At 71.7% G+C, this 20,801-nt stretch carries 20 protein-coding genes and 2 pseudogenes; 7 read left to right on the plus strand and 15 right to left on the minus strand.

The genetic code is table 11. From position 1 onward, the window contains the following. Positions 1-6 precede the first annotated feature (6 nt). Positions 7-996 (plus strand): 2,3,4,5-tetrahydropyridine-2,6-dicarboxylate N-succinyltransferase, encoded by a 990-nt coding sequence (gene dapD / locus ACR5MH_RS07085; protein ID WP_431346607.1) that lies wholly within the window; start codon positions 7-9, stop codon positions 994-996. Between the two features lie 71 nt (positions 997-1,067). On the opposite strand, the pseudogene ACR5MH_RS07090 reads toward dapD, so the two are convergent. From ACR5MH_RS07090 to pdhA, 3 genes and pseudogenes are all read right to left on the minus strand, one after another. After that, positions 1,068-2,458, minus strand: a pseudogene (locus tag ACR5MH_RS07090) (dihydrolipoamide acetyltransferase family protein). After that, positions 2,458-3,468 carry an alpha-ketoacid dehydrogenase subunit beta gene (locus tag ACR5MH_RS07095; protein WP_431346609.1) on the minus strand — a complete coding sequence of 337 codons (1,011 nt, stop codon included), beginning with the start codon at positions 3,466-3,468 and terminating at the stop codon, positions 2,458-2,460. Before ACR5MH_RS07095 ends, ACR5MH_RS07090 begins: the two are co-directional and overlap by 1 nt. Further along, positions 3,465-4,595, minus strand: a complete 1,131-nt coding sequence (pdhA, locus tag ACR5MH_RS07100; protein WP_433862449.1) for a pyruvate dehydrogenase (acetyl-transferring) E1 component subunit alpha — start codon at positions 4,593-4,595, stop codon at positions 3,465-3,467. The genes ACR5MH_RS07095 and pdhA overlap by 4 nt, the downstream gene beginning before the upstream one ends. Positions 4,596-4,777: 182 nt before the next feature. On the opposite strand from pdhA, the gene ACR5MH_RS07105 reads away from it, so the two are divergent. Next, positions 4,778-5,242, plus strand: a complete 465-nt coding sequence (locus tag ACR5MH_RS07105) for an Lrp/AsnC family transcriptional regulator (protein ID WP_431346610.1) — start codon at positions 4,778-4,780, stop codon at positions 5,240-5,242. A gap of 143 nt (positions 5,243-5,385) precedes the next feature. On the opposite strand, the gene ACR5MH_RS07110 is transcribed toward ACR5MH_RS07105, so the two are convergent. The 3 genes from ACR5MH_RS07110 to ACR5MH_RS07120 form a co-directional block, all read right to left on the minus strand. After that, the gene (locus ACR5MH_RS07110; protein ID WP_431346611.1) at positions 5,386-7,683 is read right to left on the minus strand and encodes a polyribonucleotide nucleotidyltransferase; all 2,298 of its coding nucleotides are present in this window, start codon (positions 7,681-7,683) and stop codon (positions 5,386-5,388) included. A gap of 313 nt (positions 7,684-7,996) precedes the next feature. Continuing rightward, entirely contained in the window at positions 7,997-8,764 is a 768-nt protein-coding gene (locus tag ACR5MH_RS07115; RefSeq protein WP_433862450.1) for a fructosamine kinase family protein, read from the minus strand. Between the two features lie 14 nt (positions 8,765-8,778). Continuing rightward, the gene (locus ACR5MH_RS07120; protein ID WP_431346612.1) at positions 8,779-9,189 is read right to left on the minus strand and encodes a VanZ family protein; all 411 of its coding nucleotides are present in this window, start codon (positions 9,187-9,189) and stop codon (positions 8,779-8,781) included. A gap of 18 nt (positions 9,190-9,207) precedes the next feature. Between ACR5MH_RS07120 and ACR5MH_RS07125 the strand changes: the two genes are divergently transcribed. Further along, positions 9,208-10,395: a low temperature requirement protein A gene (locus tag ACR5MH_RS07125; RefSeq protein ID WP_431346613.1), complete on the plus strand. Its 1,188-nt coding sequence runs from the start codon at positions 9,208-9,210 to the stop codon at positions 10,393-10,395. 194 nt (positions 10,396-10,589) lie between these two features. Here ACR5MH_RS07125 and rpsO read toward each other — a convergent pair whose 3' ends face one another. The 3 genes from rpsO to ACR5MH_RS07140 form a co-directional block, all read right to left on the minus strand. After that, the gene (gene rpsO / locus ACR5MH_RS07130; RefSeq protein WP_055919394.1) at positions 10,590-10,859 is read right to left on the minus strand and encodes a 30S ribosomal protein S15; all 270 of its coding nucleotides are present in this window, start codon (positions 10,857-10,859) and stop codon (positions 10,590-10,592) included. A 143-nt stretch (positions 10,860-11,002) separates the two neighbouring features. After that, positions 11,003-11,761, minus strand: a complete 759-nt coding sequence (locus tag ACR5MH_RS07135; protein ID WP_431346614.1) for a VOC family protein — start codon at positions 11,759-11,761, stop codon at positions 11,003-11,005. A 26-nt stretch (positions 11,762-11,787) separates the two neighbouring features. Further along, positions 11,788-12,396 carry a TetR family transcriptional regulator gene (locus tag ACR5MH_RS07140; RefSeq protein WP_431346615.1) on the minus strand — a complete coding sequence of 203 codons (609 nt, stop codon included), beginning with the start codon at positions 12,394-12,396 and terminating at the stop codon, positions 11,788-11,790. An 86-nt stretch (positions 12,397-12,482) separates the two neighbouring features. On the opposite strand from ACR5MH_RS07140, the gene ACR5MH_RS07145 reads away from it, so the two are divergent. Continuing rightward, on the plus strand, positions 12,483-13,241 hold the full coding sequence (locus ACR5MH_RS07145) for an SDR family NAD(P)-dependent oxidoreductase (protein ID WP_431346616.1): 759 nt from the start codon (positions 12,483-12,485) through the stop codon (positions 13,239-13,241). Positions 13,242-13,317: 76 nt separating this feature from the next. On the opposite strand, the gene ACR5MH_RS07150 is transcribed toward ACR5MH_RS07145, so the two are convergent. Next, on the minus strand, positions 13,318-14,733 hold the full coding sequence (locus ACR5MH_RS07150; RefSeq protein WP_431346617.1) for a PLP-dependent aminotransferase family protein: 1,416 nt from the start codon (positions 14,731-14,733) through the stop codon (positions 13,318-13,320). 92 nt (positions 14,734-14,825) lie between these two features. On the opposite strand from ACR5MH_RS07150, the gene ACR5MH_RS07155 reads away from it, so the two are divergent. Then, positions 14,826-15,317, plus strand: coding sequence for a carboxymuconolactone decarboxylase family protein (locus ACR5MH_RS07155; protein ID WP_431346618.1), 492 nt, complete (start codon positions 14,826-14,828; stop codon positions 15,315-15,317). A 70-nt stretch (positions 15,318-15,387) separates the two neighbouring features. Here the strand turns inward: ACR5MH_RS07155 and ACR5MH_RS07160 are convergent, their stop codons facing one another. The 3 genes from ACR5MH_RS07160 to ACR5MH_RS07170 form a co-directional block, all read right to left on the minus strand. Further along, a complete protein-coding gene (locus tag ACR5MH_RS07160; RefSeq protein ID WP_345836361.1) occupies positions 15,388-15,762 on the minus strand; it encodes an FKBP-type peptidyl-prolyl cis-trans isomerase in 375 nt (124 codons plus the stop codon). A gap of 196 nt (positions 15,763-15,958) precedes the next feature. Beyond that, on the minus strand, positions 15,959-16,492 hold the full coding sequence (locus ACR5MH_RS07165; RefSeq protein ID WP_433862616.1) for an FAD-binding oxidoreductase: 534 nt from the start codon (positions 16,490-16,492) through the stop codon (positions 15,959-15,961). Then, complete coding sequence (locus ACR5MH_RS07170) at positions 16,432-17,343, minus strand: FAD-binding oxidoreductase (RefSeq protein ID WP_433862451.1); 912 nt, start codon at positions 17,341-17,343, stop codon at positions 16,432-16,434. Before ACR5MH_RS07170 ends, ACR5MH_RS07165 begins: the two co-directional genes overlap by 61 nt. A gap of 78 nt (positions 17,344-17,421) precedes the next feature. Here ACR5MH_RS07170 and ACR5MH_RS07175 point away from each other — a divergent pair, with 78 nt between their 5' ends. Further along, the gene (locus ACR5MH_RS07175; RefSeq protein ID WP_433862452.1) at positions 17,422-19,065 is read left to right on the plus strand and encodes an AlkA N-terminal domain-containing protein; all 1,644 of its coding nucleotides are present in this window, start codon (positions 17,422-17,424) and stop codon (positions 19,063-19,065) included. Between the two features lie 189 nt (positions 19,066-19,254). Beyond that, positions 19,255-19,461 (plus strand): hypothetical protein, encoded by a 207-nt coding sequence (locus ACR5MH_RS07180; protein WP_431346619.1) that lies wholly within the window; start codon positions 19,255-19,257, stop codon positions 19,459-19,461. Between the two features lie 45 nt (positions 19,462-19,506). On the opposite strand, the pseudogene ACR5MH_RS07185 reads toward ACR5MH_RS07180, so the two are convergent. Both ACR5MH_RS07185 and ACR5MH_RS07190 read right to left on the minus strand, forming a co-directional pair. Then, positions 19,507-19,644: pseudogene (locus ACR5MH_RS07185) on the minus strand (integrase core domain-containing protein); the annotation flags it as partial. 13 nt (positions 19,645-19,657) lie between these two features. Beyond that, positions 19,658-20,734: an IS110 family transposase gene (locus ACR5MH_RS07190; protein ID WP_431346400.1), complete on the minus strand. Its 1,077-nt coding sequence runs from the start codon at positions 20,732-20,734 to the stop codon at positions 19,658-19,660. Positions 20,735-20,801 lie beyond the last annotated feature (67 nt).

The following is a 20,801-nucleotide window of genomic DNA, read 5'->3' on the forward strand; positions in this document are numbered from 1 at the left end:
AGGGGCATGCCTTCCGACTTTCCTGACGAGTCCGCCGCGTCCGCGAACGCCCGCTCCGCCTGGGGGTACGGGCTGGCCACGATCGCCGGCGACGGGACGGTGCTCGACACCTGGTTCCCCGAGCCGCGACTCGGCCGCATCCCCGCCGGCCGGGAGCGCTGGATCGCCCCGGCCGAGTTCGAGGAGCTGGCCGGCGAGGACCCGCGCCGCAACGTCCGCATCGACATCGTGACGGTGGAGATCGACTTCGACACCGCCCCGGCCTCCACGCCGGACGCATACCTGCGGCTGCACCTGCTGTCGCACCTGCTCGCGCGCCCCAACACCGTGAACCTCGACGGGATCTTCGCTCACCTGCCGATCGTCGCCTGGACCAACGCCGGGCCGATCCTCCCGGCCGACCTGGACCGGCTGCGGCCGAAGCTGCAGCGCGCCGGTATCCACGTGACGGGGATCGACAAGTTCCCGCGGCTGCTCGACTATGTGACGCCGGACCGCGTGCGCATCGCCGACGCCTCGCGCGTGCGGCTGGGCGCGCACCTCGCGCCCGGGACGACGGTGATGCACGAGGGCTTCGTCAACTTCAACGCGGGCACGCTCGGCTCCTCGATGGTGGAGGGCCGCATCGCGCAGGGCGTCGTGGTCGGCGACGGCTCGGACATCGGCGGGGGCGCCTCCATCATGGGCACGCTGTCCGGCGGGGGCACCCAGCGCGTCGCGATCGGCGAGCGCGCGCTGCTGGGAGCGAACTCGGGGATCGGCATCTCGATCGGCGACGACACGGTGGTCGAGGCGGGGCTGTACGTCACCGCCGGCACCAAAGTGGTCGTGGTCGACGGACCCGTCACCGCGGACGGCCGCCCGCAGACCGTCAAGGCCGTCGACCTCTCCGGCGTCCCCGGCCTGCTCTTCCGCCGCAACTCCCTCACCGGCGCCGTCGAGGTCCTCCGCCGCTCCGGCACCGGCGTCGAACTCAACGCCGCCCTCCACGCCTGACCCGTCGCCGAGGGGCACGTCAAGGCCCTCGAGGGGCGCCCCCGAGGGGGCGTTCACGTGCCCCTCGACGGTCAGACGAGGGTGAGGACGGAGGCCGGGTCGGCGAGGATGCGACCGATGTCGGCGAGGAAACGCGAGCCCTGTTCGCCGTCCACGATCCGGTGGTCGAACGTCAGCGCGAGCGTGAGCACGTCGCGCAGAGCGATGTCGCCGCGGTGCTCCCACGGCTGACGCCGCACCGCTCCGACGGCGAGGATCGCGGCCTCCCCGGTGTCAGGATCGGGGTTCCCGCATCCACGCCGAACACGCCCACGTTGGTGATCGTGATCGTGCCGCCCGTCAGGGCGCTCGGCGGGGTCTTGCCCGACCGGGCGGTCACCGCGAGGTCGCGGATCGCGCCGGACAGCTCGGCCAGCGTGCGGCCGTCGGCGTCGCGGATCACCGGCACCAACAGTCCCCGGGGCGTCGCCGCGGCGATGCCGAGATTGATCGCGCGGGTCTGCACGATCTCCTGTGCGGCCTCGTCCCATCGGGAGTTCACCTCCGGCGTGCGCCGCGCCGCCAGACACAGCGCCTTCGCGACGACGGCGAGGAGGCCGGGACGGGCGTCGGCGAGGTCGGGCCGGGCGCGCAGGCGCTCGATCAGCTCGCTCGTCGGCGTGACATCCACCGTCAGGAAGACGGTCGCCTGCGGGGCGCCGAACGCGCTGCGCACCATCGCGTCGGCGGTCGCCTTGCGGACGCCCTTGATCGGGATGCGGAGCTCGCCCGCTGCGGCCTCGACCGGAGCGGCGGTCGCGGGCGCCGGCGCGGCGTAGGCGTCGAGGTCGGCGCGGGTCACCAGTCCGCGGTCGCCCGTGCCGGTGACGGCGGCGAGGTCGATGCCGCGCTCCCTCGCCAGCTTGCGGACCGGCGGGGTGGCGCGCGGGCGCTCCTGGACGGCGGTGTCGGCGGACGCCGCAGCCTGTGAAAGGGACGCGGACCCGGTCGGTGCCGGCGCGGCCGCTGCAGAGACGGCCGGCTGCGACGAGGCCGGTGCGGAGACAGCCGGCTGCGACGCGACCGGCTGAGCCGCTAGTCCCGGACGCGCCCGCCGCGCGGGCCGTCCCTTGGCATCCGGCCGTGCGCCGTAGCCCACGAGGACCGGCTCGCGCGTCTCCGCCGAGCCACCGTCCTCCGACGGCGCCCCAGCGGGCGCCTCCGGCTCGGCCCCGGCAGGCCCCGCCACCTCGAACGCGACCAGCGGCTCCCCCACCGCCACGGTCACCCCCGGCTCGACGTACAGCCGGGAGACCGTTCCCTCGTACGGCGCGGGCAGCTCGACGAGCGCCTTGGCGGTCTCCACCTCCGCGATGATCTGGTTCAGCCGCACCGTGTCGCCCACCGCGACGTGCCAGCTCACCAGCTCCGACTCGGTGAGGCCCTCACCCAGGTCCGGGAGGGCGAAATCCTTGACCGCCATCAGTCCTCCACTCCGCTCAGCGAGTTGGGGCGGTCCATGACGCGGTCGATGCCGTCGAGGATCCGGTCGAGGTCGGGCAGGTGGTGGGCTTCCAGCCGGGCCGGCGGGTACGGGATGTCGTGGCCGGTGATCCGCACCGGCGCGTGCTCCAAGTGGTAGAAGCAGCGCTCGGTGATCGACGCGGAGATCTCCGCACCGAGGCCACCCGACAGCGCGGCCTCGTGCGTGACGACCAGCCGGCCGGTCTTCCGCACCGACGCCGCGACCGTGTCGAGGTCCAGCGGGGACAGCGAGCGGAGGTCGACGACCTCCACCGAGATGCCCTCGTCCTCGGCCGCGAGGGCCGCGTCCGTCGCCATCTGCACCAGGCCGCCGTAGGTCACCAGCGTGACGTCGCCGCCCGAGGCGACCACGCGCGCAGTCCCCATCGGGCGGGCGTCCTGGAGCGCGGCATCCTCGTCCACCTCGCCCTTGGCGTGGTAGCGCCGCTTCGGCTCGAAGAACAGCACCGGGTCGTCGGAGGCGATCGCCTGCTGGATGAGCGTGTACGCGTCCTGCGGCGTCGAGGGGCTCACGACCCGCAGCCCCGCGGCGTGCGCGAAGTAGGCTTCCGGCGAGTCGGAGTGGTGCTCCGCCGCGCCGATTCCGCCCGCGAACGGCACGCGGATCGTGATCGGCATGCGCACGGCGCCCGCGGTGCGGTAGTGCATGCGCGCCACCTGGCTGACGATCTGGTCGAACGCCGGGTAGATGAAGCCGTCGAACTGGATCTCCACCACGGGCCGGAGTCCCCGGTACGCCATCCCGACGGCGGTGCCCAGGATGCCGGACTCGGCCAGCGGCGAGTCCATGACGCGGCGCGGGCCGAACTCGGTCTGAAGGCCGTCCGTCACGCGGAACACGCCGCCGAGTGTGCCGATGTCCTCGCCCATGAGGACGACCCGGTCGTCCTCGGCGAGCGAGCGGCGGAGGCCGGCGTTGATGGCCTTGGCCATGGTGAGCGCGGTCATCGGTCACCGCCCACGAACGTGCGCAGGTAGCGCGAGTAGTGGTCCCGCTCACGGGCGAGGCCGGTGTGCGGCTCGGCGTACACGTTGTCGAAGACCGACAGCGGATCCGGGTCCTGCAGCGCGACGACGCCCTGGCGCATCTCGGCTGCGACGCGGTCGGCGTGCTCCTGGATGGCGGTCAGGTGCTCCGGGGAGAGCAGGCCCTCGGATGCGAGGTAGGCCTCCACGCGGGCGATCGGGTCTTTGGCGCGCCACTCGTCCACCTCCGCCGGGTCGCGGTAGCGGCTCGGGTCGTCGGCGGTGGTGTGCGGCCCCATCCGGTAGGTGACGGCCTCGATGAAGGTCGGGCCGCCTCCGCTGCGCGCGCGGTCGAGGGCGGAACGGGTGACAGCCATGACCGCGAGGACATCGTTTCCGTCGACGCGCACGCTCGGCACGCCGAAACCGGGGGCGCGCTCCGCGATCGGGCGCTGCGCTTGCAGGCCGACCGGCTCGGAGATCGCGTACTGGTTGTTCTGGCAGAAGAAGATGACGGGCGCGGCGTAGGTCGCGGCGAAGATCAGCGCCTCGTTGACGTCGCCCTCGGAGGTCGCGCCGTCGCCGAAGTAGGCGATGGAGGCCGCGTCGGTGCCGTCGGCCTGGATGCCGATCGCGTAGCCGGTGGCGTGCAGGGTCTGCGCGCCGATGATGACCTGCGGGGTCGCCATGTTGATGTCGTACGGGTTCCAGCCGGACTGCGTCGTGCCGCGCCACACGCGCAACAGGTCGACCAGTCCCGCGCCGCGGCAGTAGGCGACGCCGTGCTCGCGGTAGCTGGAGAAGACGAAGTCGTCGCGGCGCAGCGCGCGGCCCGAGCCGATCTGGGAGGCCTCCTGGCCGAGCAGCGGGGGCCACAGACCCAGCTCGCCCTGACGCTGAAGAGCCGTCGCCTCGGAGTCGATGCGGCGGATGACGACCATGTCCTCGTAGAGGCCGAGGAGCTGCTCGGAGCCGATGTCGGAGACCCAGGCGTCGAAGCGGACGTCGCTGGTGCGCACGCCCTCGGGAGTCAGCAGTCGGACGGTGTCGGCACCGGCCGGAAGGTGGACGTCGTCCAGTCGGGTGTCGGGCTGATTGTCGATCGTCACGGTTCACGCAACCTTCACTCTCGCGTCCGGCGGCCCGCTTGTGGCAGGCAGCACCGGCTTCCGGCCTCCTTGCCGGAATTACCCGAAAGGCTACGCTCCGCGATCAGCGCGCACAACCGACGGCGTGTCGACCGTGCAGAGTGCACTGTCACAGGTCGCGTCGAGGTGCTAGCTTTCACACTATGCGCACGTTCGACAGCACTGACAGACGCATCCTCGTCGCGCTCGCCGACGACCCCCGGTCGACCAACGTCTCCCTCGCCGACCGGCTCGGCCTCAGCCGCAACACGGTGCAGGCGCGCGTCGCCGAACTGGAGCGCAACGGGGCCTTCCTGTCGTTCGAGCGGCGCATCTCGGCGACCGCCGCCGGCTACCCGCTCGCGGCCTTCGTGACGGTGCACGTGCAGCAGCAGAAGCTCGCCGACATCGTCGAGCACCTGGCCGCCATCCCCGAGATCGTGCAGGCGCACGGCCTCTCCGGCCCGTCCGACCTGCTGCTGCGCGTCGTCTGCACCGACGCCGAGGACCTCTTCCGCATCACCGGCGCGATCCAGTCCACCGACGGCGTCGAACGCGCCGAGACCTCCCTCGACATGGGCGAGCTCATCCCTTACCGCCTCCGCCCTCTCCTCACCCGCACCCCCTAGCCCGCAGCAATCACTTCCTCACTTTCTCCCGCGACACGCCGCACCCGGGCGGGAGAAAGTGAGGACGAGATGGCTGCGGGTCGCTGGAACGGCGAAGGCCGCGCCGACATGAGTCGGCGCGGCCTTCGCTGTGGAACGGGAGCTCAGCTCTCGACGGTCTCCACGGGGGCCTCGGCGGGCTCCACGGGGGCCTCGGAGGCGGCTGCCTCGTCGGCGAGCACCGGGGCGAGCGACAGCTTGCCGCGGTCGTCGATCTTGGTGATCTCCACCAGGATCTTCTGGCCGACGCCGAGGACGTCCTCGACGTTCTCGACGCGCTTGCCACCGGCGAGCTTGCGCACCTCGGAGATGTGCAGCAGGCCGTCCTTGCCCGGGAGCAGCGAGATGAACGCGCCGAACGCGGCGATCTTGACGACGGTTCCGAGGAACTGCTCGCCGATCTCCGGGTTCGTCGGGTTCGCGATCGCGTTGACCTGGGCGCGGGCCGCCTCGGCCGACGGGCCGTCGACGGCGCCGATGTAGACGGTGCCGTCCTCCTCGATGGAGATGTCGGCGCCGGTCTCGTCCTGGATGGCGTTGATCGTCTTGCCCTTCGGGCCGATCAGCTCGCCGATCTTGTCGACCGGGATCTGGACCGAGATCACGCGCGGCGCGGTCGGGGCCATCTCGTCCGGGGAGTCGATCGCGGCGTTCAGCACGCTGAGGATGGTCGTGCGAGCGTCCTTGGCCTGCTTGAGCGCGCCGGCCAGCACCGACGACGGGATGCCGTCGAGCTTGGTGTCGAGCTGGATCGCGGTGACGAACTCGCTGGTGCCGGCGACCTTGAAGTCCATGTCGCCGAGCGCGTCCTCCGCGCCCAGGATGTCGGTGAGCGCCGCGTAGCGGGTCTGACCGTCGACGACGTCGGAGATCAGGCCCATGGCGATGCCGGCGACCGGGGCGCGCAGCGGCACACCGGCGTTCAGCAGCGACAGGGTGGAGGCGCAGACGGAGCCCATCGACGTCGAGCCGTTGGAGCTGAGCGCCTCGGACACCTGACGGATCGCGTAGGGGAACTCCTCGCGGGTCGGCAGCACCGGCACGAGCGCGCGCTCGGCCAGGAAGCCGTGCCCGATCTCGCGACGCTTCGGCGACCCGACGCGGCCGGTCTCACCGGTCGAGTACGGCGGGAAGTTGTAGTGGTGCAGGTAGCGCTTCTTGGTGACCGGCGACAGCGAGTCGATCTGCTGCTCCATCTTCAGCATGTTCAGCGTGGTGACGCCCAGGATCTGGGTCTCGCCGCGCTGGAAGATGGCCGAGCCGTGCACGCGCGGGATGACCTGCACCTCGGCGTCGAGCGGACGGATGTCGGTCAGGCCACGGCCGTCGATGCGGATGCCCTCGCGCAGCACGCGGCCGCGCATGACCACCTTGGACACCGACTTGTACGCCGCGGAGAACTGCGTGAGCACCTCCGCGTCGAGCGCACCGGCCTCCACCTTCTCGGTGAGGGCGACCTTGACGCGGTCCTTGAGGGCGTCGTCGGCGGTCTGGCGCTCGACCTTGTCGGCGATCTGGTAGACGTTCACGAGCTCGTCGTAGGCGAGGCCGGCGACGTTGTCGTAGGTCTCCTTCGAGTAGGGCAAGAACACCGGGTAGTCGGCGATCGCCTTCGCGGACTGCGAGGCGAGCACGGTCTGCGCGGCGACGAGCTGGCGGATGAACGGCTTGGCGGCCTCCAGACCCTGGGCGACGACCTCCTCGTTCGGCTTGACGGCGCCGGCCTGGATGAGGTTCCAGCTGCCCTCGGTGGCCTCCGCCTCGACCATCATGATCGCGACGTCGCCCTCGGAGCCGTCCTCGTTGGTGAGGACGCGGCCGGCGACGACGAGATCGAAGACGGCCTCCTCGAGCTGCGAGGCCTTCGGGAAGGCGATCCACTGGTCCTCGTGCTGGCCGTTGCCGGGGATGAGCGCGAGGCGCACACCGGCGATCGGGCCGGAGAACGGCAGACCGGAGATCTGGGTCGAGGCGCTGGCGGCGTTGATCGCCAGGGCGTCGTAGAACTCGTCCGGAGCGATGCTGAGGACGGTGATGACGATCTGGACCTCGTTGCGGAGGCCGTCGACGAACGACGGGCGCAGCGGGCGGTCGATCAGGCGGCAGACCAGGATCGCCTCGGTCGAGGGGCGGCCCTCACGACGGAAGAACGAGCCGGGGATCTTGCCGGCGGCGTACGAGCGCTCCTCGACGTCGACGGTCAGCGGGAAGAAGTCGAAGTTGTCCTTCGGGTGCTTGCTGGCGCTCGTCGCGCTCAGCAGCATGGTGTCCTCGTCGAGGTAGGCGGCGACGGCGCCCTGCGCCTGCTGGGCGAGGCGTCCGGTCTCGAACCGGACGGTGCGGGTGCCGAAGCGTCCATTGTCGAGGACTGCTTCGGCGAACTTGATTTCGGGACCTTCCAAGAGGTCTTTCTCCTTTGTTCTAACGTCGCAGCCCCGTCTGGGCGCGACTCCACAAGGCCCGACTCGGCGAATTGCGCGGTCGGGCTGGGAGCGAGCAGGCAGTTCGACACGGCTTTCGTGTACGCGGCATCCCATGCGGGTGCGTGGGCTGAGCCCGTCTGGCCATCAGTAGAAATACACGGTTGCGCTGTGCGCGGCGCATCCGGATACCACCACCGAGGACCAGCTCCTGCCAGCCTGCTCCGGTGGCCGGCGCTCGGCCGACCAGGAGAATCCTATCAGTCGTGGTGCTCGGGAGGCCGGAATTCCGGTATCAGAGCGCCAGAGTGGCCCGCGCGGCCTCCGCCAGCGCCGCGCCGTACGACGCCCCGTGCCCGGCAGCGTGCACCGCGAGCGGGTGGAGCTGGTGCACCGGGACGCGCTCCCGCCAGCCGGCGCGCAGTGGCCGCGCGGCGTCGTAGCCGGCGAGGATGTCGTCCAGGTGCGGTGCGCCGAACAGCGCGAGCATGGCCAGATCGGTCTCCCGGTGGCCGCCGTGCGCGGCCGGGTCGATGAGGACCGCGCCGGCCGGCGCCCACAGCACGTTGCCGGTCCAGAGGTCGCCGTGCAGCCGGGCGGGAGGCTCGTCGTCGTCGAAGACGCCGGCCGCCACGCGGGCGAGGGCGGCGTCCACGACCTCCCGCTGCTGCGCGGTCAGGTTGCCGGCCTGCACTGCCGGGTCCAGGTAGGGCCGGACCCGGTCACGGGCGTAGAAGCGCCCCCAGGTCGACTCGCGGGCGACCGGGAGCGGGCGGCGGCCGATGAAGAGGGGACCGTCCCAGCCGTCGGGCGGCGCGCCGAAGGCGGCGGCGCCGGCGGCGTGCGTGGCGGCGAGGGCGGCGCCGAACGCGCGCGCGGCGTCGGCGGTCGGCCGGGTCTCCTGCACTTCCTCCAGCTCGATCCGGCCCGGGCCGACGTCTGTTATCCGCACGACGCGGGCGCCGCCGTCGCGCTCGGCGTCGCTCAGCCAGCGCAGGCCCGCGGCCTCCGCCTCGAAGAACAGGGCGGGCGCCTCGGGGCGTTCCTTCACGATGGTGCGCACGTGACCCACCGTACTCAGCGACGGACCAGGAGATGCGCCCCCACCGCCGCCACCGCGATCCCGACCAGCGTCCCGAGCGTCTTGGCGAGCAGGTCCCGCGGATCGCTCACCCGCGCCGGCAGGAAGAGCTGCACGAACTCGATGGTCAGCGTCGCCGCCGCGCCGATCGCGAACGCCAGCCACCACCGCCACCGGCCGAGCAGCAGTGCGAACAGGAGGCCCATCGGCACGAACAACAGGATGTTGGCCGTGAACTCCACCACGTCGTAGTCGATCCAGGCCAGCAGCGGCGTCTGCGCGCACGCCGCGAGCAGCCCCTCCAGGAGCGGGTCGCGGTGCGGGTCCGCCGGGAACGGGTTCAGCGTGATCCACGCCACCAGCAGCAGGTAGGCGACGGTGACGACGAGGAGGACGCGGCGGAGCATCCTCCTATGCTTGCGCACATGAGCATCGCCTTCCGCATCCCGATGTCCGGTCGGTCGACCGACGAGGAGCATCGCGTCTCCAGCCCGCTGGAGCTGCTCTTCGATCTGACGTTCGTCGTCGCGGTCGCCCAGGTGTCGGCGCAGCTCGCGCACGCGAGCGAGCAGGGCCACGCGCTGTCGAGCCTCGGCCCGTACCTGATGGTGTTCTTCGCGATCTGGTGGGCGTGGATGAACTTCACCTGGTTCGCGTCGGCGTACGACACCGACGATGTGCCGTACCGGCTGATGACGGCGGTCCAGATGGGCGGCGTGCTGGTGCTGGCGGCGGGAGTGCCGGCCGCGTTCGAGCTCCAGGAATTCACCGCCATCATCATCGGCTACGTCATCATGCGGCTGGCGATGGTCGGCCAGTGGGTGCGCGCCGCGGTGGAGCATCCCGACGGTCGCACGACGGCGCGGCGCTACGCGATCGGGATCGCGGCGGTGCAGGTGCTCTGGGTGGCGTGGGGGTTCCTGCCGGTCGAGCTGAAGCTGTGGACGTTCCTGCTCGCGGCCCTGCTGGAGCTGCTGGTGCCGGTGTGGGCGGAGCGGCCCGGGATGACCTCCTGGCACCCGCACCACATCGCGGAGCGGTACGGGCTGTTCACGATCATCGTGCTCGGCGAGTCGGTGTCGGCCTCCGCCATCGGGGTGCAGAGCGGGCTGGCGGCACACGGTGTCTCCCCCGCACTGGTCGTCATCGCGGCGGCCGGGCTGGTGCTGCTGTTCGCGCTGTGGTGGCTGTACTTCCTGGAGCCGGCGGCCGAAGGCCTGCAGTCCAAGCGTGGGAGGTCCTTCTACTGGGGGTACGGACACTACTTCGTGTTCGCGTCGCTGGCCGCGCTCGGGGCGGGCCTGGAGGTCGCGGTGCAGCGCGGGGCGGCGCACGCGACCGTGTCGGACACGGCCGTCGAGTACGCGATCGCGATCCCGGTGGCGGTGTTCCTCCTGCTGCTCTACGTGCTGCACGCGCCGCTGGTGCCGGAGGTCGTCATCCGTCCGCTGAAGACGGCGATCGCGATCCTGCTGGTGCTGCTCGCGCCGCTGGCGTCGCCGTGGATCGGGCTCGCGGGAGTGGTGATCGTCGTCGCGCTGGCGGCGGCCGGGCTGGTCGCCGCAACCCTCATCGACCGCGTGGTGGCGGCGCGCCGCGCCGACACCGATTAGCGATTCGTGCCGAATGTCGCGTTTCGCGAGCCCTTTCACGACATTCGTGCCGAATGCGGTCGGGATCGCATGGCGCCATTCGTGACGAATGTGCCGGTCCCGCGAACGCGGAACGGGCCGCCACCCGGAGGTGACGGCCCGTTCGCAAGAAGATCGCGTTGTCGATCGACGACCGACCTGCGTGCGACCTGAGGTTATCGACGCAGACCGAGGCGCTCGATGAGGGCGCGGTAGCGGTTGATGTCGATGTCCGACAGGTAGCCGAGCAGGCGGCGACGCTGACCGACCAGGAGGAGCAGGCCACGACGCGAGTGGTGGTCGTGCTTGTGCTCCTTGAGGTGCTCGGTGAGGTCCTTGATCCGCTTGGTCAGGATGGCGACCTGAACCTCGGGGGATCCGGTGTCACCGGGGTGGGTCGCGTACTCGTCGATGATCGCCTTCTTGGTCTCTGCATCCAGTGCCATAGAGGGGATCCCCTTTCTCTCGTTGCGCGGTGCCCGGGGCCGAATGCCTGGGCTCTCTTTCTCCGCGGCCGTTCAGACGGCAACCTGAAGAGTTTAGCAGACCGGGATGCGCCCGCCGTCCGCGCGAGGGGCCCCTCCGAGCCTCACCGCGCCTCCGGCTCGAGGAGCCCGAAACCCGCGCCCAGCGCGTCGGTGACGATCGCCCAGCGGCCGACGCCCGCGGCGGCGACAGGCGCCTCCAGCACGCTACCGCCGAGCTCGGTCAGCCGCAGCACGGCGGCGTCGAGGTCGGCGACGCCGAAGTAGACCAGCCAGTGCGCCGGCACGCCCCGCGCCGCGGTCGTCGCGCCCGCGACGTTCGCCGGACCGACGTCGAGGAGGCCGTACGGCTCGTCGTTGACCCGCATCTCGCTCACCGCGACGCCGAGCACGGCCTCGTAGAAGGGGAAGGTCTGCTCGTAGTCGGGCGCGGCGAGCTCCAGCCAGTCGACGGCGCCCGGCTCGTCGCGCAGCCACGGGGAGTCCTGGTCGCGCTGCCAGAGGCCGAGCACGGCTCCGGCGGGGTCGGCGACGACGGCGAGCCGGATGCCGGGCATGACCTCGCCCGGAGGGAGGAGGACCGCTCCCCCGGCCTCCGTGGCCGCGGCGGCGGACGCGTCGATGTCGGCGACCGCGAAGTACACGGTCCACACGGGGCGCTCCATCCCGGGCGGGAACGGCCCGATCGCGGCCGCGGGCGTGCCACCCAGCGAGGCGATCGCGTAGCCGCCGCTCGCCGGGTCCGCCTCCGTCACGTCCCAGCCGAACAGCGACCGGTAGAACGAGGAGGCAGCGGCCGGGTCGGAGGTCTGGAGGTCGACCCAGACGGGGGTGCCGGGAGGGAAATCGGTGACGATCGGCATGGCGCACAGGCTACTCGCGGCGCAGGTCAGCCGGGCAGCCCCCGCAGCACCTCGTCCAGCGCCTCGACCGCGACCGCTGCAGGGTCGTCGCCGTCGCCGCGCGTCGCCCACCAGAGAAGCGCCGAGAAGTTCGCCGAGCTGATCGCGTCGGCGAGCACCTGCGCGCGCAGGGCCTCGGGCGGGATCCCGAGCCGGCGTGCGATGAACTCCGCCAGGATGTCGCGGTTCGCGCCGAGCCGGGTCAGCCCGAACCCGATCAGCGCCGGGTCGGAGGCCATCAGCCGGAGGCGGAACCGGGTCGCCTCGATCCCCTCCGGGCCGAGGTCGAGCGACTCGGTGATGGCGCGGGCGATCACGTCGCGCAGGCGCTCGTCCGCCGGCGCCGCGTCCAGGACCTCGTGCATTCGCCGGACCACCGGCTCCAAGCCTCCCCAGACCAGGTCGGGCTTCGACGGGAAGTAGCGGAAGAGCGTCCGGCGCCCGACGCCGGCCAGCGCGGCGATCTCGTCCATCGTGGTCGTCTCGTAGCCGTGCGCGGCGAAGTGCCGGAGTGCCACCAGCGCGACTCGGTCGGGGTCCACGTCGGCGGGCCGGCCGCGGCGGCGCGGGGCGGATTCGGCTGCGGGCGAACTCATGGTCTCCATTATGGCACTCGGTGTTATAAATAGACCGACGCCCGATCGAGCGCCGACGATGTCATCGACTCAAGGAGTACAGCAGCATGAACAGCAACGGAACCGGGCGCTTCGCCGGAAAGACCGCCATCGTGACCGGGGCCGGCTCCGGCATCGGCAAGGCGACCGCTCTCCGCCTCGCGTCCGAGGGGGCACGCGTGGTCGGCAGCGACATCTCCGCCGACCGGCTGGCGGCGCTGGTGGAGGAGAACCCGGAGCTGGACATCGTCACCGTCGCGGGCGACGTCTCCAGCGAGGAGACCATCGCCGCGGTGCTGGAGGCCGCGGGCGGACAGGTCGACGCGCTCGCCAACATCGCCGGCATCATGGACGGCTTCCTCCCGGCCGCCGAGGTCGACGACGCGACCTGGGACCGCGTCTTCCTCGTCAACGTCACGGCGATCATGCGCCTCTCGCGCGCGGTCCTCCCCCTCATGGTGGCGGCCGGCAGCGGCTCGATCGTGAACGTGTCCTCCGAGGCGGGCCTCCGTGGTTCGGCTGCGGGTGCGGCCTACACGGCCTCCAAGCACGCGGTCGTCGGCCTCACGAAGAGCACGAGCGTCTTCTATGCGCCGAACGGCGTCCGCACCAACGCGGTCGCGCCCGGCGGCGTCATCACGAACGTGGACGGCACCTTCAAGTCCGAGCTGGCCGGCGAGCGTCTCGGCCCGATCATGCAGACGAACGTCCCGCCGGTGGCCCACCCCGAGCAGCTCGCGGCCGCGATCACGTGGCTGTTGAGCGACGACTCCGCCAACATCTCCGGAGTCGTGCTGGCCTCCGACGGCGGCTGGTCGGCGATCTGACGCGCGTCGCGTGCCGGCCGGGGCGGCCGGACAGCCCGGACAGGGCAGCCGGCCGCCTCGGCGGATGCGCCGTCGGCTATCCCGCGTGCACGCGCCCGACCACCTCCGCGAGCAGGCGCACCCCGTCCGGGATGTCCCCCGCCGCGATCGCGCCGAAGCCGAGCAGCAGGCCCTCCCACCCGTCGCGCACCGCGAACCGCGGCAGCGGCTGCACCGCGATCCCCGCGACCGCCGCGGCGTCACTGACCCGAGCCGAGTCGAACGACGCCCCGTCCGCCGGCCGCAGCGCCAGGTGCAGCCCCGCCGCCGACGGCACGACCGCGAGCCGCCCCGCCAGCAGCCGGCCGGCCTCCAGCCCGAGAATCGCGTGGCGCTCCTCGTACACGCGCCGCGCCCGGCGCACGTGCGCCGCGAACGCCCCGGAGTCGAGCAGGCTCGCCATCGCCGCCTGCGTCACGACATCGTTGTGCCAGTCGGTCAGCCGTTTGGCGCTGCGCAGCGCGGGGACGAGCGTCTGCGGCGCCACGACGAACCCGAGCCGGAGGCCCGGGAGCATCGTCTTGGAGAACGTGCCGACGTAGACCACGCGGCCATCGGCGTCCAGACGCTGCAGTGGATCGAGTGACCGCGCCCCGAAGCGGTACTCGCTGTCGTAGTCGTCCTCCACCACCACCGCGTCGTGACGCGCCGCCCACTCCAGCAGTTCGGTGCGCCTCTCCAGCGGGAGCACACCGCCGAGCGGGAACTGGTGGGACGGCGTCACGTAGACCAGCCGGGCCGGCGGCAGCAGGTCGACGCGGAGGCCGTGGTCGTCCACCGGCACCGGCACGACGCGCGCGCCGAGCTGCTCGAAAAGCTGGCGGACCGGAGGATAGCCCGGGTCCTCCACCGCGACGGTGTCGCCGGGGCTCAGCAGAGTGCGCCCCAGGAGGTCGAAGGCCTGCTGCGCGCCGCTGGTGACCACGACGTCGGCGGCGGCGGCCTCGACCGAGCGCGCGAGGCCGAGGTGCCGGGCGATCCCGGCGCGCAGCCGCTCCGGACCGGCCGGGTCGGCGTAGTGGGCCGTCCGCAGCGCCGGACCGCGCAGGGCGGCCGTGACGCTGCGCCGCCACACGTCGGCCGGGAACAGCGTCGGGTCGGGCGACCCCACGCCGAAGTCGTACGCGATCGGATGCGGCTCCGCCCAGAGCGGATCGGCCAGGTCGCGCCACAGCGGCGCCGGTTGCGCGGCGGCCGGGCGACGCGCCGGTCGCTCGCCCGTCGCCGCGGGCAGCGCCACGAAGGTGCCGGAGCCGACGCGCGCGACGAGGTAGCCCTCCGCTGTCAGCCGCTCGTACGCAGTCGAGACGGTGCTGCGCGAGACGCCGAGGCTCGCCGCGAGCTCGCGCGTGGCGGGCAGCCGCTCGCCACGGCGCAGCCGGCCGTCGAGAACGGCGTCCCGCAACGCGCGGTAGACCCGCTCGGTGCGGTCGCCGCGCCCCTCGAACGACACGTGGATGTCCGTGACGACCTCCCGGATTGGTCTGCCGAATTTCTTGAGAATTGGATCTTACACCGAGCCAATACCACCCCTACGGTGAAGGCATGACAGACACCTCGATCATCGAAACCCTCGCCACCGCCGACCACCCCGCCCCCGTCGAACGCGTGCAGATCTCCGCCGCCGTCCCCGACGGCTACCGCAAGGTGATCAATCTCGACGGCTACGTCGGCCAGGCGGTGGAGGAACCGCTCGGCGATCTGATCAAGCTCCGCGCGTCCCAGATCAACGGCTGCACCTACTGCGTCGACATGCACTCGGTCGACCTGCAGGAGGGCGGCTACCCGCTCCGCAAGGTGTTCGCCGTCTCCGCCTGGCGCGAATCCCCGTGGTTCAGCCAGCGTGAGCGAACCGCGCTGGAGCTGACCGAGGCGGTCACCCTGATCCACCAGGGCGGGGTGAGCGAGGAGCTCTACGCGCGCTCCCTCGCCGAGTTCGGCGAGGTCGGCTTCGCGAACCTGATCCTCGCGATCGGCACGATCAACATCTGGAACCGGATCGCCATCCCCACCCACATGCGGCCGCCGGCTCTCTGAGCCCGGCGGACGCACGAAGGGCACGTGGCCCCCGGAGCGGCCACGTGCCCTTCGACACGACGAATGGAGGTCAGCTCACGCCGAGCAGGTCGATCACGAAGATCAGCGTCTTGCCCGAGAGCGGGTGACCGCCGCCAGCCGGGCCGTAGGCGAGCGCCGGCGGGACGGTCAGCTTGCGACGGCCGCCGACCTTCATGCCGGGGATGCCGTCCTGCCAGCCCTTGATCAGGTTGTTGAGCGGGAAGTCGATGGACTGCCCGCGGCTCCACGAGGAGTCGAACTCCTCGCCCGACTCGTACTCGACGCCCAGGTAGTGCACGTCGACCTTGGAGCCGGGAGTCGCCTCCGGGCCGGAGCCTTCGACGATGTCCACGATCTCGAGGGTCGTGGGGGCCGGGCCCTCGGGGGCGTCGACTTCGGGCTTCTCATTGGTGTTCTCTGCCATGCACCCATCCAACCGGTGCGGGACCTCCACGTCAAAAGTCTTGCAATCCGGGCGAGCCTGGGGCAGGCTAGACGCATAACTCGACGTCCCGGGAGCGTTGCAGGCATCGCCGCACCACCGGGCGTCGAGTCTTTAAGCGGCTTGTTCAAGCGGCTTGTTCGTCGGTCGCTCCCGAGCTGGATGATTCCCGGCCCCGCTAGCCGAAGACCTTCCCCGGGTTCAGGATGCCGAGAGGGTCGAACACCGACTTGAGCTTCACCTGCAGCTCGTAGGAGTCCGGACCGAGTTCCTCCGCCAGCCACCGGCGCTTCAGCACGCCCACGCCGTGCTCGCCGGTGAGTGTGCCGCCGAGCGCGACCGCTGTGCGGAAGAGGTCCCCAGCGGCGTCCCAGACCTCCTGGCCGACCTCGTCGCCCGCGGTGATGAAGTTCGGGTGCAGGTTTCCGTCACCGGCGTGCGCGACCGTCGGGATGGCGATGCCGTAGCGCTCGGCGATCCGCTCGATCGCCGCGAACATCTCCGGCATCCGCGACCGCGGCACCGCCACGTCCTCGATGAGCACCGTCCCGTTCGCCGCGAGCGCGGGATGGAACGCCCGGCGGATCGCGAGCAGTCGCTCGCCCTCCTCCGCGTCGGCGGCGACGCGCACGGTGCCGCCGGTCTCCGCGATCAGCGCGCTCGCCCGCCCGGCGTCCGCGGCGGCGGCCGGCCCGTCGAACTGGACGAGCAGGTACGCCGCTCCCCGCTCGCGCCCAGCGCCTCCCGGATGGTCTCCTCGCCGAGGTGGGCGGAGATGCGCTCCAGCGCCGGGCCGTCGAGCAGCTCCATGATCGCGGGGCGCAGGTGCGCGGCCGTCACACGCGCGGCGGCGTCGGAGGCCGCGCGCACGTCCGCGAACAGCGCGCCGAGCGTCGTCGGCTCGCCCTGCGGCAGAGGGAGGACGCGGACCGTCGCACCGACGATCACGCCGAGAGTGCCCTCCGAGCCGACCAGGAGCGAGGTCAGGTCGTAGCCGGTGACGCCCTTGACGGTGCGGTGGCCGGTGCGGAGGAAGCGCCCGTCGGCGAGCACCACGTCCAGGCCGAGCACGGCCTCCCGCGTCACGCCGTACTTCGCGCAGAGCAGCCCGCCCGCGTTCGTCGCGATGTTGCCGCCGACGGTGGAGATCGCCTTGCTCGCCGGATCGGGCGCGAAGAACAGGCCGAACGGCTCCAGCGCGACGTTGAGGTCGCCGTTGACGACGCCCGGCTCCACGACCGCGAGCTGGTCCTCGGTCGAGATCTCGAGGATGCGGTCCATGCGCGCGACGCTCAGCACCAGGGAGCCGGCGGTCGCGTTCGCCCCTCCGGCAAGCCCGGTGCCCGCGCCACGCGGCACGACCGGCACCCGGAACTCGGAGGCCGCCCGCATCGTCGCCTGGACGTGCTCGACCGTGCGGGCGTTCACGATGGCCAGCGGGTGACCCTCCGCGATCCAGCCGGAGTGGTCGCCTCGGGCGGCGTCGAGGTGGGCGGGATCGACCGACAGCACGTCCTCCACGTCCTCGCCGAGCGCCGCCGTGAGCCAGTCGATGACATCCATGACCGTCATGCTAACGGGGCTTCGCTCATGTCCGATTTCCGCTATCGGATGTCGGTGGCGCGTGTCACGCTGGGAGGCATGAGCAGCACCATGTCGAAGCCCACCGCCTCGGACGCCGCCGGCGAGCGGCTCGCGGACCCGGTCTTCGCGCAGCGCTACCGGGCGATGAGCGCCAGGGATGCCCGCTTCGACGGCCAGTTCATCACCGGCGTCCATTCCACCGGCATCTATTGCCGGCCGAGCTGCCCCGCGGTGACGCCGAAAGCCGACAACGTGACCTTCTACCTGACCGCCGCCGCGGCGCACGAGGCCGGCCTGCGGGCGTGCAAGCGCTGCCTCCCCGACGCGGTCCCCGGCTCGCCGGAGTGGAACGTCCGCGACGACCTCGCCGCGCGCGCCATGCGCCTCATCGCAGACGGCACGGTCGAGCGGGAGGGCGTGCCGGGGCTCGCCCACCGCCTCGGCTACACGCCGCGGCACCTCGGCCGCGTGCTCACCGCCGAGCTCGGCGCCGGACCGCTCGCGCTGGCGCGGGCGCACCGGGCGCAGACCGCGCGGCTGCTGCTGGCGGGCACGGACATGCCGGTCACCGACGTGGCCTTCGCCGCGGGGTTCTCCAGTGTGCGGCAGTTCAACGAGACGATGGCGGAGATCTACCACGTGACACCGGGTGCGATCCGGGAGGCCGCGCGCCGCCGGCCGGCGATCGCGCACGGGCCGATGGTGGCGGGCGCGACAGCAGGGGCGTCGCTGACGCTGCGGCTGCCGGCGCGGGCGCCGTTCGACGGCGGGCGGGTGCTGGCGTTCCTGGGGGCGCGCGCGATCGAGGGCATGGAGGCCGCCGTCGCCGGGGCGGACGACTCCGCCGTCCTCCCCTCCTACAGCCGGGCCCTGCGCCTCCCCCACGGCCCCGCCACGATCCGGCTCACGCTCGCCGGCGACGCCGAGGCCCCGGCGATCGAGTGCGAGGCGAGCCTCGCCGACATGGCCGACCTCGCCCCGCTCGTGGCGCGCGTGCGGCGCCTGCTCGACCTGGACGCCGACGCCGAGGCTATCGACACGGCGCTGGCGGCCGACCCTGCCCTCGCGTCGTCCGTTGCCGCGGCGCCGGGGATGCGCGTGCCCGGTGCGGTCGACCCTGAGGAGATCCTGTTCCGCGCGCTCATCGGACAGCAGGTGTCGGTGCCGGCCGCCCGCACAGCGCTCGCGCGTCTGACCGCGGCGCTCGGCGAGCCGGTGGCGATCGGCGGCTTCACCCGGCTGTTCCCGACGGCGGACGCGATCGCCGAGCACGGCAGGGAGGTGCTGCGCGGGCCGGGCAAACGCATCGACGCGATCGTCGGCGCCGCGGCCGCTCTCGCGGACGGCTCGCTCGTGATCGACGTGGGCGAGTCCCGCGCCGAGTTGGAGGCGCGGCTGGTGGCGCTTCCCGGCATCGGCCCGTGGACCGCCGGCTACGTCGCGCTCCGCGTGCTCGGCAGTCCGGATGTTCTGCTGACCGGCGACCTCGCGCTGCGGCAGGGAGCGGCGCGGCTCGGCCTCCCCTCGGAGCCTCGCGAGCTCGCGGCCCGCGGCGTGCTCTGGTCGCCGTGGCGCAGCTACGCGGGGATGCATCTGTGGGAGAGCGCGCACGAGGCGCAGCGGGAGGCCAGGCAGCAGAGGGAGGCGCAGCGCACGACGCGGCCGACCCGGCGCAGCCCCGAGCCCCACCGCGCAGCGTAGGATCGCACCCACCGGGCCACCGTGACGGCCCGCTGTCCTGTCTCAGGACATCGGTGACGGAAGTGGGTCAGGACATCGGTAACGCTTCGTGTCTCAAGACATCGGTGACAGTTCGTCCGGTTTCGGGTTGGGGCGGCGGCCTCGGGGTCGGCCGTTGCTGACGTATTTGACGCCGGGTGAGGGCCAGGGTTGTTCGATGATGAGGGTGCCCTCGAGGTCGAAGAACATGACGGTCGGGCCGGTGTCCATGATCGCGATTCGCTTCTTGCTGTAGTCGCGGCCAATGCCGAAGCGGATGCCGTGGAACTCGACGCTGCCGCCGAGGTCGACGAGCTTGACGCGGACGCCGTCGTCACGGCGGCCGAGTCGGGAGTCATGCGCGGGTGGCCTGGGTGATTCAGCTTTCGGGGTGGCGTGCCAGGCCTGCTGCGGTGTGATCCGGCCGGGCAGGGCTTGGTGGGGTCGTTGGGTGTTGTAGATGATGTCGAACGCATCGACCTGCTCCTGCAGCTGGGCGAGGGTGGCGGCGATGGGTTGCTTGTCGAGGTAGCGGAACAGGGTCTGGTGGAAGCGCTCGATGCTCCTATGTTCGTCAAGTGCCGATTTGGGGCAGGTTGGCGTAGATCTCTCGAGCGATGTATCGCTTCAGGCAGCGGATGATTTCGCGTTTGGTGCGACCCTCGGCGCTGCGGCGTTCGACGTAGGCGAGCGTGGGTTCGTGTCGGCGCATTCGGACGATCGCGACGATGTAGAGGGCGCTGTTCGCGGCGCGGTCTCCGCTGCGGGAGAGCCGGTGTCGTCCGGTGGTTCGGCCGCTGGAGGCGGGTTGTGGGGCGACGCCGCAGAGCTTGGCGAAGGCTGCCTCGTTCTTGATGCGGTTGGCGTTGTCGCCGGCGGTGACTAAGAACTGGGCGGCGACTTCGACGCCGACTCCGTGTAAGGCGACGAGGTCGGGAGCGGTCTGGTTGACGAGGTCCGCGATCTGTGTGCTGAGCCGTTTGGCCTCGTCGTCCAGGGTCTTCCAGCGTCGTGCGAGGTCGCGGAGGGCGAGCTTCGTGCCGGCCAGGTGCAGACGAGCAGGATCCGACAACAGCGAGAGAAGATTCTCTGTCTCAGGTCGTAGGTGGAGGCATCGGTTCACCAGTGTGCGCTTGGTCAGATCGACGAGCTCGTCGCGCAGCTGCGAGGGCGCGCCGATCATCACGCCGAACAGGGCGTTGAAGGCCTGGGTGCGTGCCTTGACCGCGCCAGAGCGCGCGACCCGCAGGGTGCGGATCACCTCGATCGCGCCGGACTTGCTCTTGGGAACAGCGGTGGAGGTCTCGCCGAGCACTGCGCGGGCGATCTGCTCGGCGTCCAGGCGATCGGACTTGCCGTCCATCCGCCTTGCGATCCGGTTGGGCCGGTTCACTTCGATGACGTGTTCACCGCTTCTCGTCAGCTCGCGGGCGAGCGCGGCGCCGAACGAGCCGGTGCTTTCCACCCCGATAGAGGCGAGGCTGCCGTAGCTGCGCATCCAGGACCGAAGAGCGTCGTAGCCGGGTCCGGTGGCGGGGAACTCGTGGTGGCCGAGCAGCCGACCATGATCATCGATGGCGGCGGCGTAGTGGGTGTGCTTGTGAGTGTCGACTCCGCCGATGACCGTGACATCGGTCAATTCAATTGTCATGCTGGAGGTGCTCCTTCCGTGCGCGCTGGTTGAACGGACGGGGCGAGCCGGTCGGGCGGGTCGACAG

Source organism: Streptomyces sp. L7 (assembly GCF_050990935.1).
Taxonomy (GTDB): Bacteria; Actinomycetota; Actinomycetes; order Actinomycetales; family Microbacteriaceae; genus Leifsonia.